Source organism: Streptomyces sp. NPDC052107 (genome assembly GCF_040680215.1).
Taxonomy (GTDB): Bacteria; Actinomycetota; Actinomycetes; order Streptomycetales; family Streptomycetaceae; genus Streptomyces.
The window spans coordinates 103,517-116,350 of the sequence record NZ_JBFAWG010000016.1; the positions used below are offsets into that span (position 1 = coordinate 103,517).

At 70.9% G+C, this 12,834-nt stretch carries 10 protein-coding genes and 1 pseudogene; 9 read left to right on the forward strand and 2 right to left on the reverse strand.

Annotated elements, in window-relative coordinates:
- Positions 1–85: 85 nt before the first annotated feature.
- The 4 genes and pseudogenes from AB0M27_RS19995 (at position 86) to AB0M27_RS20010 (ending at position 4,944) form a co-directional block, all read left to right on the forward strand.
- Positions 86–769, forward strand: coding sequence for an LPXTG cell wall anchor domain-containing protein (locus AB0M27_RS19995; RefSeq protein ID WP_365723180.1), 684 nt, complete (start codon positions 86–88; stop codon positions 767–769).
- A 670-nt stretch (positions 770–1,439) separates the two neighbouring features.
- Positions 1,440–2,141: pseudogene (locus AB0M27_RS20000) on the forward strand (hypothetical protein); the annotation flags it as partial.
- A 455-nt stretch (positions 2,142–2,596) separates the two neighbouring features.
- Positions 2,597–3,673, forward strand: a complete 1,077-nt coding sequence (locus AB0M27_RS20005; RefSeq protein ID WP_365723181.1) for a hypothetical protein — start codon at positions 2,597–2,599, stop codon at positions 3,671–3,673.
- Complete coding sequence (locus AB0M27_RS20010) at positions 3,670–4,944, forward strand: hypothetical protein (RefSeq protein WP_365723182.1); 1,275 nt, start codon at positions 3,670–3,672, stop codon at positions 4,942–4,944. The genes AB0M27_RS20005 and AB0M27_RS20010 overlap by 4 nt, the downstream gene beginning before the upstream one ends.
- A 112-nt stretch (positions 4,945–5,056) precedes the next feature.
- On the opposite strand, the gene AB0M27_RS20015 is transcribed toward AB0M27_RS20010, so the two are convergent.
- Positions 5,057–6,562, reverse strand: coding sequence for an oligopeptide:H+ symporter (locus AB0M27_RS20015; protein ID WP_365723183.1), 1,506 nt, complete (start codon positions 6,560–6,562; stop codon positions 5,057–5,059).
- Between the two features lie 505 nt (positions 6,563–7,067).
- On the opposite strand from AB0M27_RS20015, the gene AB0M27_RS20020 reads away from it, so the two are divergent.
- Positions 7,068–7,745 carry a response regulator transcription factor gene (locus tag AB0M27_RS20020; protein ID WP_020940464.1) on the forward strand — a complete coding sequence of 226 codons (678 nt, stop codon included), beginning with the start codon at positions 7,068–7,070 and terminating at the stop codon, positions 7,743–7,745.
- A 52-nt stretch (positions 7,746–7,797) separates the two neighbouring features.
- Positions 7,798–9,069, forward strand: a complete 1,272-nt coding sequence (locus AB0M27_RS20025; protein ID WP_365723184.1) for an ATP-binding protein — start codon at positions 7,798–7,800, stop codon at positions 9,067–9,069.
- Positions 9,070–9,075: 6 nt separating this feature from the next.
- On the opposite strand, the gene AB0M27_RS20030 is transcribed toward AB0M27_RS20025, so the two are convergent.
- Positions 9,076–9,582, reverse strand: a complete 507-nt coding sequence (locus AB0M27_RS20030; RefSeq protein ID WP_365723185.1) for a GtrA family protein — start codon at positions 9,580–9,582, stop codon at positions 9,076–9,078.
- A 182-nt stretch (positions 9,583–9,764) separates the two neighbouring features.
- Between AB0M27_RS20030 and AB0M27_RS20035 the strand changes: the two genes are divergently transcribed.
- Genes AB0M27_RS20035 through AB0M27_RS20045 form a run of 3 tightly spaced genes read left to right on the forward strand, consistent with a single transcriptional unit; the run spans position 9,765 to position 12,628 of the window.
- Complete coding sequence (locus AB0M27_RS20035; protein WP_365723186.1) at positions 9,765–10,904, forward strand: 5-(carboxyamino)imidazole ribonucleotide synthase; 1,140 nt, start codon at positions 9,765–9,767, stop codon at positions 10,902–10,904.
- Positions 10,901–11,434 (forward strand): 5-(carboxyamino)imidazole ribonucleotide mutase, encoded by a 534-nt coding sequence (gene purE / locus AB0M27_RS20040; protein WP_365723187.1) that lies wholly within the window; start codon positions 10,901–10,903, stop codon positions 11,432–11,434. Before AB0M27_RS20035 ends, purE begins: the two co-directional genes overlap by 4 nt.
- A 6-nt stretch (positions 11,435–11,440) precedes the next feature.
- Positions 11,441–12,628, forward strand: coding sequence for a dipeptidase (locus AB0M27_RS20045; protein WP_365723188.1), 1,188 nt, complete (start codon positions 11,441–11,443; stop codon positions 12,626–12,628).
- Positions 12,629–12,834: the final 206 nt, after the last annotated feature.

Here is a 12,834-nt window from a genome sequence, read left to right on the forward strand (position 1 = left end):
CCGGGCGTACCTTGACGGCCAAATCTGATACACCGTCAGGAACTGCTCGTCCGAATGAATCCGGAACGAATGGGGTGGACCGACCGTGTCGTACCCGAAACGAACCGCCGCGCTCGCGTCCGCCGCGGCCCTGGCCGGCTCGGCGGTGCTGCTGTCCGCGCCGGCCGCCCACGCCGACGTGGTCGACGTCAACTACCGCTGTCAGACCCCGATCGGTGTCAAGAGCGCCGTCTCGCCCATCGACATCGAGGGCGTCAAGAGCGGCAGCGGCTACAAGATCACCATGTCTTGGCAGAAGGGCGTCTCCTCCAGCCCCGTCGAGCTGGGCAAGGGCGCGATGACCCCGAGCGCGAGCATCAGGCTCGGCGGCGCCGACAGCGGCACGCTGCCGGTCAGCGGTCCGCCCAACTCGGCCGCGATCCCGGCCAACACCTCCATCAAGATCAGCGACCTGACCGGCACCTACACGCCGAAGAAGACCGGCAAGGTCACCTTCACGCCGAGCACGCTGATCATCAAGGCGCTCGGCACGACGACGACCTGCACGCCGACCAACAGCCCCAAACCGGGCCTCACACTGGATGTGACCGCGGCCGGCGGCTCCTCCTCGTCCTCCTCCGGCGATTCCTCGTCCTCCGGCGGACAGCTCCCGCAAACCGGCCCTGAGGACAACGCGATCGCCCTCGGCACACTCGGCGGCACGGTGCTTCTCGCCGGTGCGGCGGGCACCCTTTGGCTGACACGGCGCGGCCAGCTGTCGCGCCGCTGACCGGGTTCGACGCCTGTCGGGGCGCCGGCCGACTGCTGGAGCTCGGGTAGCTGCTGAGTCCGGGTAGCTGCTGGAGCTCGGGCAACTGCTGGAGCCGGGGTAGCTGCCGAAGCCGAGGTCGTCGCCGCGGCCAGGTCGTCGGCGAAGCCGCGGCAAATCGCAGAGGACCAGGCAAACCGCCAAGGCCCGGGCAACTGCTGAAGCCCGGGTAGCGGCTGAAGCCCGGGTAGCGGCTGAAGCCGAGGTTGTCGTCGAAGCCCGATTCGTCGCCGAAGCGCAGGTCAACCGTTGGAGTCCAGGCCAACCGCCGGAGCCGCCCATGCTGTCCCCAGCCCGCGCCCTGACCCGCGCGCTGAGTTGTGCGCTGCCGCGCCGCCGACGCCTGCCAGGGTCGCGCGCCGTGATCAGCCACCGGCGCCCGCCCCGGACCGAGCCGCTGTTCTCGGCCCGCCTCACCCTGCACGCGAGCGGCTCGCTCCCGGGTTCCGTCGCTCGGATCCGGGTTCGCGCTGTGCGCCCGCGCTGGACCAGGACGCTGCTCCCGGCCCGCGTCGCCTGGCACACGGCGCGCACCCTGCTCCCGGCCCGCGCCGCCCAGCTCTCTGCCGGCGCCGCCCGGCTTCGCGCTCGCCCCGTCCTGCTCTCTGCGCGCGCGGCCCTGCCCGTGGCCCTGTGCCTGTGCGCCCTGTTGGGTGCCGCACCCGGTGCGTCCGCCGCGCCTGCGGAATGGTCCATCGCGCCCGCGGGTGGCGGCCGCCCGTCCTTCTATGCCGAAGGCTCGCCCGGGACGGTTCTGCAGGACACGGTGGTCGTCACCAACCCCGGGCGGGCGCCGGTCGTCGTACGGCTGTCCGGAACCGGTCTGCGGACCGTCTTCGCCGGCAAGGCCGAGAACGGGATACGCGTCCCGGCCCGCACCCGGGCCGAGGTGCCCTTCACGGTGAGCGTGCCGACCGGGTCCGCGCCCGGCGACCGCTCCGGTGCCGTCGTCGCGCGGGACACGCGGGGGCGTACGGCGACCGTCCCGGTCCGACTGCGCGTCGGTGGCCCGGCGCTCGCCGCGCTGACCGTCGAGCACCTGGCCGTGCGCGCCGACCGCATCACGTACGAGCTGGTCAACCGCGGTACGACCGTCCTGGTTCCGAGGCTCGCGGTGCGCGCGGACGGCGTCCTCGGCCGGGTCCTGGACCGCGCGCCGCGCACCCTCTCCGTCCACCTGCGCCCCGGCGCCCGCGTGAAGCTCACCGAGCCCTGGCCCGACCGGCCCGCGCTGGACGCGGTCGACGTACGGCTGACGGTGACGGCCCCGGGTGGAGCCCACGACACGGCGACCACGTCGGCCCGGTTCGTGCCGTGGCCGACGGTGGCGGGCGGCGCGTTGCTCGCGGGGACGGTCGCGGTGTTCGCAGTCCGCAGCCGGCGGCGCCGGCACACGCTCCCCGACGATCCGGCGGCCGAGGATGCGAGCCCGGGTGTCCCGAATCCGGGCCGTCCGACGCCCAGCGGCCCGGTGCCCGGTGTCCCGGCCCCCGACGGTTCGACGGCCCGGGGCTCCTCCTGTGATCCGTTGACGTCCGGCACCCTGGCCTTCATCGCCCCGCCACCCATCGGCCCGGCCCCCGAAGGCCCCGTGCCCGGCCCTCTGACGACCGGGGTCCCGAACCCCGGCCGCCCGACGCCCGGCCGCCCGTCACCCGAACCGGCGAGGCCCGACCGCCCCGAACCCGTCGGACGGCCACCCACCGGCCCTGCATCCGGCGGTGTGCAAGGGGCTGTTGCCGCCGATGTCCCGTACCCCGGCGGTGAGTTGACGGAAGGTGCGGTGAAGTGAGCGGAGAGGCAAGGATTCTGCGGGCGGCAACGGTGCTGCTGGCGGTGCTTGCGCTGCTTGTCGGTGGCCCGGCCTACGCGGCGGACGGTCCCGTCGTGAAGCTGTCGGTGACTCAGGCCGGTGCCGGGGGCTCGGTCACCGTCAGCGGTAGCGGCTGGAGGGCGCATACCTTGCTGATGGTGTTGGTGTGCGGGCGGGCCACACCGGCCCGGGGTGTCATCGGCGGCACCAACTCGTGCGCCAACGGAGACGGCCGGGCCGTGACCACCGACGCCCAGGGGGCCTTCAGCCGGAAGCTTCCGGTCGCCGAACCTTCCGTGCCCTGCCCCTGTGTGGTGCACGTGGCCACCGTCACCGGCGCCAAGGCGGAGGCGGACGCCGTGCTGCAGGTCGCCGGGCATCCCGTCGCCCCGCTGCCCGCCGAACAGTCCGGGGGACGTCTGGCGATCCTCTCCGACACGCGGCTGACCGGGTCGAGCGGACTGCTCACCTGGTTCGGGGCCCCACCCAGCCGCACCCTCGTCCTCACCGTCGGCAACACCGGCACCGGCGCGATCAAGGACCCGGTTTTCCAGGTCGGCTCCGCGCACGGCGTCTTCGCCCCGCAGTGGGACGACCGGCAGTGGCACGGCACCCTGGCCCCCGGCCGGAAGGCCGAGGTCAGGCTGCCGGTCGAGCTGACCGCCGGGGCGCACGGCGACTACACCGTCTCCCTGAAGTACGACGGCAGGATCCTCGCCGAACAGCCCTGGGGCGTGGGCCGCCCCTGGGGCGTGACGCTGTTCTGGATCCTGCTCTGCCTGGTCGTCCCGGCCGCGCTGTTCCGCATCGGCATGGCCGTGGTCGACAGGGTGCGGCCGCGCCGACCGGGCGCTGCCCGCCTCACCCGCACCCTGCGCCTGCCTCAGCTGCCCCGCACCGGCGGCCGTACCACCGAACCGCCCCCCACGAACCCGACCCTGCCGTGGTTCGCCCCGGACTCCGTCCCGGGCGACCCGGCCGGCCGGCTCTCCGCACCGCACCCCGACAGCCCGACGAGTCCCACGACTCCCACCACGAAAGGACCGACGTGAGCATCCGAAGGAGAGGTACGGCCGCGGGCGCCGCGCTGGCGCTGAGCGGTGCGGGCGTCCTGCTGGGCCTCGCCGCGAGCCCCGCGCAGGCGGCCGAGGTGTCGTACGCCACCCACTGTGTGCCGCCCGCGGGCATCAGCCCGATCGACGGCACCACGAAGGTCGAGGTCACGGCCCCGGTCACGGCGAAGGTCGGCGACACGGTGGACGTCGTGTGGACGTTCGTCCAGGCCGCGTCCAAGAACCCCGACATCATCGACCTGCCCGCGAACTCCGTCCAGCCGTCCGGGATTCTGAAGGCGGCCGGTGCGCAGGTCGCCGACATCGCGATGCAGGGCACGCGCACGAACCCCGCGATCCCCAAGGGCGGCGCCATGGTGCTGTCCGACATGAAGGGCAGCATCAAGCTGACGACGGCAGGCGAGGTGACGCTGACGCCGGACGCGTACACCGTCAACGCGATGTCGACCGACACCAAGTGCACGCCGAAGGAGACCGTGCAGAAGGCGGCGACCATCCAGGTGACGGGTGGGGGCGGGGGCGGCACGTCGAGTGCGACGCCGACCCAGTCGACGACCCCCACACAGTCGGCCACGCCGACGAGTACGGCCTCCCCGACGGCGACCGGCGGCAGCGGCCAGACCGACTACACCGGCAAGGAGGTGCAGGTCCCCTACGCCTGCAAGACCCCGATCGGCGACAAGAACGCGACCTCGCCGGTGCAGATCAACGCCAAGAAGAACGGCGGGAACTTCGACCTCACCGTGCAGTTCAAGAAGTCGGTGATGAACAGCCCCGCCGACATCCCCAAGGGTTCCGTGAAGCCGTCCATGGAGGTGGTGCTGGGCGGTGCCGACAAGGGCACGGTGCACGTGGAGGGGCCGACGAACGCCAAGGACATCAAGTCCGGCGACCCGATCGAGATCCCCGACCTCACCGGCACCTACAAGCCCGGCGCGAGCGGCACCTCGACCCTGTCCCCGGGCGTCCTGACGGTCAAGGCGCTCGGTACGACCACGACGTGCACGCCGACCAGGACCGAGGTCTCGCTGACCCTGGACACCAGCCAGCAGCCGGGCGGCACCTCGGGCGGCACATCCACCTCCGGGGGCTCGACGGGCGGCGGCAGCAGCACCTCCGGCTCCGGCGGCCTCGCCGAGACCGGCGCGAGCGACCACGGCGCCCTGAAGGCCCTCGGCCTGGTGGCGGGCACGGCGATCCTGCTGGGCGGCGCGGTGTTCACGTTCATGCCGAAGCGCCGGACCCGTTAGTTTCCGGACACACGACAGTTTCCGGACATGTGAAAGAGGGCCACCGCATCCGAAGATGCGGTGGCCCTCCTCAGGGAGCCGCCTCAGCCGAGGTCAGCAACGTCCGTGCACGTCAGTGCACGTCTCCCATGAGCTTGTTGACCTTCTTGCGGTACATCCACACCGCCGCACCGGCGACGACGGCGAGCACGGCCTCCAGGGCGACGAAGCCCATCTTGTCGAGGTTGACGCCGCCGATGGCCGGGTTGGACACCAGCGCGGTGACCGAGTCGCCGGCGGTGACCGCGAGGAACCAGACACCCATCATCTGCGAGGCGTACTTCTTCGGCGCCATCTTCGTCGTCACCGACAGACCCACCGGAGACAGCGTCAGCTCACCGACGGTCTGCACGAAGTAGATCGCGACCAGCCACATCGCCGCGGCCTTGTGACCGCCCTCGGCGATCGACAGCGGGGCGAGGAAGAGGAAGAAGGACGCACCGATCAGCACCAGGCCGGAGGCGAACTTCACGATCGTGCTCGGCTCCTTGCCGCGCCGGTTCAGCCACAGCCACGCCCAGGCGAACACCGGCGCCAGGGCCATGATCATGACCGGGTTGACCGACTGGTACCAGGAGACCGGGAACGTCCAGCCGGCGATCGAGTTCTTGGCCGAGCCGTCCGCGAAGAGCGACAGGGTCGAACCACCCTGGTCGTAGATCATCCAGAAGACGGCGGCGGCGACGAAGAACCAGATGTACGCCGACACCTTCGACTTCTCGGCCGAGTCCAGGTCCTTGTCCCGGCGGATGCGGGCGATGACCAGGATCGGAATGATCAGGCCGATCAGGGTGAGCGGGATGAGCGCCCAGTTCAGGGTGAAGTGGCCGGTGCCGCCGACGAGGCCGTAGAAGACCACGGCGATGGCGAGCCAGATCAGGCCCTTGCGCAGGGTGGCGGACTTCTCCGCGGGGGTCAGCGGGGTCGGGACCTCGCTGCTCTTCGGGCTCAGGTGGCGGCCGCCGAGCAGGTACTGGGCCAGACCCAGCGCCATGCCGAGCGCGGCCAGCGCGAAGCCCAGGTGCCAGTTGACGTTCTCACCGACGGTGCCGATGACCAGCGGAGCGGCGAAGGCACCGAGGTTGATGCCGATGTAGAAGAGCGTGAAGCCACCGTCCCGGCGCGCGTCGTCCGGACCCTTGTAGAGGTGGCCGACCATCGTGGAGATGTTGGCCTTCAGCAGACCCGAACCAATGGCGACGAGACCCAGGCCGACGAAGAAGCTGGCGGCCACGGGGAGCGCGAGGCACAGGTGGCCGAGCATGATGATCACGCCGGAGACGGCGACCGTCTTGCGGGGGCCGAGCACACGGTCGGCGAACCAGCCGCCGGGCAGGGCGAGCAGGTACACGAGCGACACGTACACCGAGTAGATCGCGGTCGCGGTGCCCGCACTCAGGTGCAGGCCGCCCGGGGCCACCAGGTACAGCGGGAGCAGAGCCCTCATGCCGTAGTAGGAGAAACGCTCCCACATCTCGGTCATGAAGAGAGTGGCCAGGCCGCGGGGGTGGCCGAAGAAGGTCTTCTCGGAACCGGGGGTGCCCGGGCGGACCGAGTCCTTCGTCAGGCTGGACGCCATGGTCGTTCCTTGCTGGTCGGGACGCGCGGCAGGAGCGTTGCGCGCCCGGTGGGGGTGCGGCCGGCACCGGCAGGGTCGGTCGTCCACCCCCACGCCCAGGGGGAGTCCGCTCCGGATCGCGAAGCGGCGGACGGCGACCACCGGGATCCACGCCCCGCGACGCGTCGGTGCGTCCGGAGCCCGGCCAGAGGGCATTCCTTTCAAGGCTGATCTTGATCAACCCGCACACAAAAGAGACCTTCAGCGTCGTCTGCCCGCCGAAGGTCCCCTGGTGTACTACAGGCGTTAAGGTCACTGTAAGGCAGGACACTGCCGGATATGGAAGGACTTGAGACGCGGATCACAGGTGCCGAGGGAACCGCAGGACCTGAATCGAAGGTCCTTCCTACGATCGCATCCCCAGAGCGATGGTTCGTACCAACGACGTGCCGGCGGCGTACGAAGGTAAGAGTTCCTGGCGGCGATCACACCCCAGCACCGTGCGCGGGCGGTCTACCATCACCTCATGACCCGTGTACTGCTCGCCGAGGACGACGCGTCCATCTCGGAGCCGCTGGCCCGCGCCCTGCGCCGGGAAGGTTACGAGGTCGAGGTGCGCGAGGACGGACCCACCGCGCTGGACGCCGGCATGCAGGGCGGCGTCGACCTGGTCGTACTGGACCTGGGCCTGCCGGGCATGGACGGCCTGGAGGTCGCCCGCCGGCTGCGGGCCGACGGCCACACCGTGCCGATCCTCATCCTGACCGCGCGCGCCGACGAGGTGGACACCGTCGTCGGCCTGGACGCGGGCGCCGACGACTACGTCACCAAGCCCTTCCGGCTCGCCGAACTGCTCGCCCGGGTACGGGCCCTGCTCCGGCGCGGTGCCGCCGAGCCGCAGCAGCCGCCGGCCACGCACGGGGTGCGGATCGACGTCGAGTCGCACCGGGCGTGGATGGGCGACGAGGAACTCCAGCTCACCGCCAAGGAGTTCGACCTGCTGCGGGTGCTGGTGCGGGACGCCGGCCGGGTCGTCACACGCGACCAGCTGATGCGCGAGGTCTGGGACACCACGTGGTGGTCCTCCACCAAGACCCTCGACATGCACATCTCCTGGCTGCGCAAGAAGCTCGGCGACGACGCGGCGAACCCCCGCTACATCGCCACGGTGCGTGGAGTGGGCTTCCGCTTCGAGAAGAGCTGAGCCCCTTCCGGAGCCCCTTCCCAGGGCCAGCGATCACCTCAGGTAACGGAACATGCGCCGACGTCTCATCCAGTCCACCCTCGCTGTCGTCCTCGTGGTGATCGCTGTCTTCGGCATCTCCCTGGTGATCGTCGAGACCCGGACGATCAGCAACAGCGCCCAGGAGCGGGTGGACTCCGAGGCGGTGCGGCTGGCCAGCATCGTGGACAGCCGGCTCCTCGCCGCGGAGAAGGTCAACGCGGACGCGCTGCGCAATCCGGTCAGCAAGGAGCAGTACGCGGTCATCCGCATGCCCGGCCAGGAGCCCATCGAGATCGGCACCAAGCCGCAGGGCGACGTGATCCGCGCCACGCAGCGCGGCGAGGAGGGCGAGGCCGTCACCGTGGAGGAGCCGCGCTCCGCGGTCACCCGCGAGGTCGGCCGGACCCTGCTGATCATCGGCCTGGTGGCGCTGCTCGCGGTGATCGCGGCCGTGCTGCTCGCCGTACGGCAGGCCAACCGGCTCGCCTCCCCGCTGACCGACCTCGCGGAGACCGCCGAACGGCTCGGTTCCGGCGACCCGCGCCCGCGGCACAAGCGGTACGGCGTCCCCGAGCTGGACCGGGTCGCCGATGTGCTGGACTCCTCCGCCGAGCGGATCGGGCGCATGCTGACCGCCGAGCGGCGCCTGGCCGCCGACGCCTCCCACCAGCTGCGCACCCCGCTGACCGCGCTGTCCATGCGCCTTGAGGAGATCACCCTCACCGACGACCCGGACATCGTGAAGGAAGAGGCGAACGTCGCGCTCACCCAGGTCGAGCGGCTCACGGACGTGGTCGAGCGGCTGCTGACGAACTCCCGCGACCCGCGCACCGGCTCCGCCGTCACCTTCGACCTGGACGAGGTCATCCAGCAGCAGCTCGCCGAGTGGCGGCCCGCCTACCGCAGCGCCGGCCGGGCCATCGTCAGCTCCGGCAAGCGGCATCTGCACGCCGTCGGTACGCCGGGGGCGGTCGCCCAGGTGCTGGCGGCGCTGATCGAGAACTCCCTCATGCACGGCGGCGGCACGGTCGCGCTGCGCACCCGCGTCACCGGCAACCAGGCCGTGGTCGAGGTGACCGACGAGGGCCCCGGCGTCCCCGCCGACCTCGGCGCGCGGATCTTCGAGCGGACGATCAGCGGACGGAACTCCACGGGGATCGGCCTGGCCGTCGCCCGCGACCTCGCGGAGGCCGACGGGGGGCGCCTGGAGCTGCTCCAGGCCCAGCCGCCGGTGTTCGGGTTGTTCCTGTCGCGCACGCCGCCGGCCCGCAAGACGGAGGAGGACCTGCCGACGGTCCGTTGAACCGGGTTACGGCACCCGCTGGGACTTCGGCTCGGGCTCGTTGTGCGGCTTCTTCGCCTCGGCCACCAGGATCGACTCCGCCTCCTGCGAGGGCATGGCCCGGAACACCCAGGTGCGGTACGACCAGAAGCGGAACAGGGTCGCGATGCCGATGCCGACGAACTTGAAGACGTTGCTCTGCAGCGGGCTGTCCCAGCCCAACCCGTAGGTCGCCGCATACAGCACGCCGTTCTCGATCACCAGGCCGATCGCGCTGAAGAAGAGGAAGAGCGTGAGTTCCTTGGTGCGGCCGTTCTTGTCGCGGTCCCGGTAGGTCCAGTACCGGAAGCCCACGTAGTTGAAGGCGATGGCGACCACGGTCGCGATGATGCTGGCGCGCACCACCGGCAGGTCGGAGACGTGCCGGACCAGGTTGAAGACGCCGAGATTGACAAAGATGCCCGCAACGCCGACGGTGCCGAACTTGGCCACCTCGCGTACGAGCCGTTGCAGCCCCGAGGAACGAGGTTCCATGGCTGTGCAGCTCCCGTCGGTAGGTTTCGTCGGCCCAGCCATGCTATCCAGACGAACCCTCCACCGCCTGTGCACAAGGCCAAGACCAGGAAACAGATCGGAAAGAGCGTGGAAAGTGGCTGGTAAGAGTTCGTGAGAGGGACACGATCCGGCCGTCCCGGTGTGGCCGATACGCTAGGGGTGTGACGTTCCCGGTAGTCGGCATGGTCGGCGGGGGGCAGCTCGCGCGTATGACGCACGAGGCGGGCATCCCGTTGGGCATCAGGTTCAAGCTTCTCAGTGACACCCCTCAGGACTCGGCGGCCCAGGTCGTGAGCGATGTCGTCATCGGCGACTATCGCGATCTGGACACGCTGCGCGAGTTCGCGCGCGGTTGCGATGTGATCACCTTCGATCACGAACATGTACCCACCGAGCACCTCAGGGCTCTGGAGGCGGACGGCATCCCCGTGCGTCCGGGGCCCGGCGCGCTGGTGCACGCCCAGGACAAGGGTGTGATGCGCGCGAAGCTCGACTTGATCGGCATCCCGTGCCCGCGGCACCGGATCGTCGCCGACCCGGAGGACGTGGTCCGGTTCGCGGCCGAGGGTGACGGCTTCCCGGTGGTCCTCAAGACCGTCCGCGGCGGCTACGACGGCAAGGGCGTGTGGGTCGTGGAGACCGCCGAGGAGGCCACCGGCCCGTTCCGGGCCGGCGTCCCGGTCCTCGCCGAGGAGAAGGTCGACTACGTCCGCGAGCTCGCCGCCAACGTCGTACGCTCCCCGCACGGCCAGGCCGTCGCCTACCCGGTGGTGGAGTCGCAGCAGGTCAACGGCGTGTGCGACACCGTCATAGCCCCGGCCCCGGACCTGGACGAGTCCCTCGCCCTGCAGGCCGAGCAGATGGCCCTGACCATCGCCAAGGAGCTGGGCGTCGTCGGGCACCTCGCCGTCGAGCTGTTCCAGACCCGTGACGGCCGTGTCCTCGTCAACGAGCTGGCGATGCGCCCGCACAACTCCGGCCACTGGACCCAGGACGGCGCGATCACCTCCCAGTTCGCCAACCACGTCCGCGCGGTCCTCGACCTCCCGCTCGGCGACCCGCGCCCGCGTGCCAAGTGGACGGTCATGGTCAACGTCCTGGGTGGCGACTACCCGGACATGTACTCCGCGTACTTGCACTGCATGGCCCGCGACCCCAAGCTCAAGATCCACATGTACGGCAAGGACGTGAAGCCCGGCCGCAAGGTCGGACACGTCAACACCTACGGCGACGACCTGGACGACGTGCTGGAGCGCGCCCGTCACGCAGCCGGCTATCTGAGAGGCACCATCACCGAATGAGCACCGCTGCCGGCCCCGTCGTGGGCATCGTCATGGGATCGGACTCCGACTGGCCCGTCATGGAGGCCGCCGCCAAGGCCCTGGACGAGTTCGAGATCGCCTACGAGGTCGACGTCGTCTCCGCGCACCGCATGCCCCGCGAGATGATCACGTACGGCGAGCAGGCCGCCGACCGCGGCCTGAAGGTGATCATCGCCGGCGCGGGCGGTGCCGCCCACCTGCCGGGCATGCTCGCCTCCGTCACCCCGCTGCCGGTCATCGGCGTACCGGTGCCGCTGAAGTACCTCGACGGCATGGACTCCCTGCTGTCCATCGTGCAGATGCCGGCCGGAGTCCCGGTCGCCACCGTCTCCGTCGCCGGTGCCCGCAACGCCGGTCTCCTCGCGGCCCGCATCCTCGCCGCGCACGACGAGGACCTGCTGCACAAGATGCGCGACTTCCAGCACGACCTCAACGACCAGGCCACCGAGAAGGGCAAGCGGCTGCGCTCCAAGGTCGAGGGGTCGAGCGGCTTCGGCTTCGGGAAGTAACTGGCAATGACCTCACTGGACGAAGCACGGTCCCTGCTGCGCGAGTTCCCGGTCGTCGACGGCCACAACGACCTGCCGTGGGCGCTGCGCCAACAGGTCCGCTACGACCTCGCCGCCCGCGACATCGCCGTACGCCAGGACGACCACCTGCACACCGACATCCCCCGGCTGCGCGCGGGTGGGGTCGGGGCGCAGTACTGGTCGGTGTATGTGCCCTCGGACCTGCCCGGGGCGGTGCCGGCGACCCTGGAGCAGATCGACTGCGTACGGCAGCTCATCGCCCGGCACCCCGCCGATCTGCGGGCCGCGCTGACCGCCGCCGACATGGAGGCGGCGCGCGCGGAGGGCCGCATCGCCTCCCTCATGGGCGCGGAGGGCGGTCACTCGATCGACAACTCCCTCGGCACCCTGCGCGGCCTGTACGAGCTGGGCGTGCGCTACATGACGCTCACCCACAACGACAACAACGACTGGGCGGACTCGGCCACGGACGAGCCGAAGGTGGGCGGTCTGTCCACGTTCGGCCGCGAGGTGGTCCGCGAGATGAACCGCCTCGGCATGCTGGTCGACCTCTCCCATGTGGCCCCCACGACCATGCGGGCCGCGCTGGACACCACGTCCGCGCCGGTGATCTTCTCGCACTCCTCGGCGCGGGCCGTGTGCGACCATCCGCGCAACATCCCCGACGACGTCCTGGAGCGGCTGCCTGCCAACGGCGGTGTGGCCATGGTGACGTTCGTGCCGAAGTTCGTGCTCCAGGCGGCCGTCGACTGGACGGCGGCGGCCGACGAGAACATGCGCGCCCACGGTCTGCACCACCTCGACACCAGTCCCGAGGCGATGAAGATCCACGCGGCCTTCGAGGAGCGCACCCCGCGCCCGGTCGCCACGGTGTCCACGGTCGCGGACCACCTGGACCACATGCGCGAGGTCGCCGGCATCGACCACCTGGGCATCGGGGGCGACTACGACGGCACCGCCTTCACCCCGGACGGCCTCAGCGACGTCTCCGGCTACCCGAACCTGCTCGCCGAGCTGCTGAGGCGCGGCTGGTCCAAGGCCGACCTGGCCAAGCTGACCTGGCAGAACGCGGTACGGGTGCTGGGCGCGGCGGAGGACGTGGCCCGTGACCTTCAGGCGGCCCGCGCCCCGTCCAACGCCACCATCGAGTCGCTGGACGGCAGCCCCGCCTGAGCCGCCAGGGCGGGGTGGTCGTTGTAGCCGGTGGCCCCGCCCACATACATGAGCGCCGTTTTGCGTCTGCCCCACTCCCGACTGCGCTCGAGCGGGGGACGCCCATCCGGGAGACCCTGGACGAGGTGATCCGCACGGCCCGGGAGGCCTGACCGGCCGTACCCCCGAACGCCCCACTCACCAGGAAGCCATCCTCCCCTCCGTGC

Excerpts from the sequence above, each read along its gene's own strand:
- AB0M27_RS20015 (WP_365723183.1), bottom strand. The coding sequence starts at position 6,562 with ATGGCGTCCAGCCTGACGAAGGACTCGGTCCGCCCGGGCACCCCCGGT.
- AB0M27_RS20020 (WP_020940464.1), top strand. The coding sequence starts at position 7,068 with ATGACCCGTGTACTGCTCGCCGAGGACGACGCGTCCATCTCGGAGCCG.
- AB0M27_RS20025 (WP_365723184.1), top strand. The coding sequence starts at position 7,798 with ATGCGCCGACGTCTCATCCAGTCCACCCTCGCTGTCGTCCTCGTGGTG.
- AB0M27_RS20030 (WP_365723185.1), bottom strand. The coding sequence starts at position 9,582 with ATGGAACCTCGTTCCTCGGGGCTGCAACGGCTCGTACGCGAGGTGGCC.
- purE (WP_365723187.1), top strand. The coding sequence starts at position 10,901 with ATGAGCACCGCTGCCGGCCCCGTCGTGGGCATCGTCATGGGATCGGAC.
- AB0M27_RS20045 (WP_365723188.1), top strand. The coding sequence starts at position 11,441 with ATGACCTCACTGGACGAAGCACGGTCCCTGCTGCGCGAGTTCCCGGTC.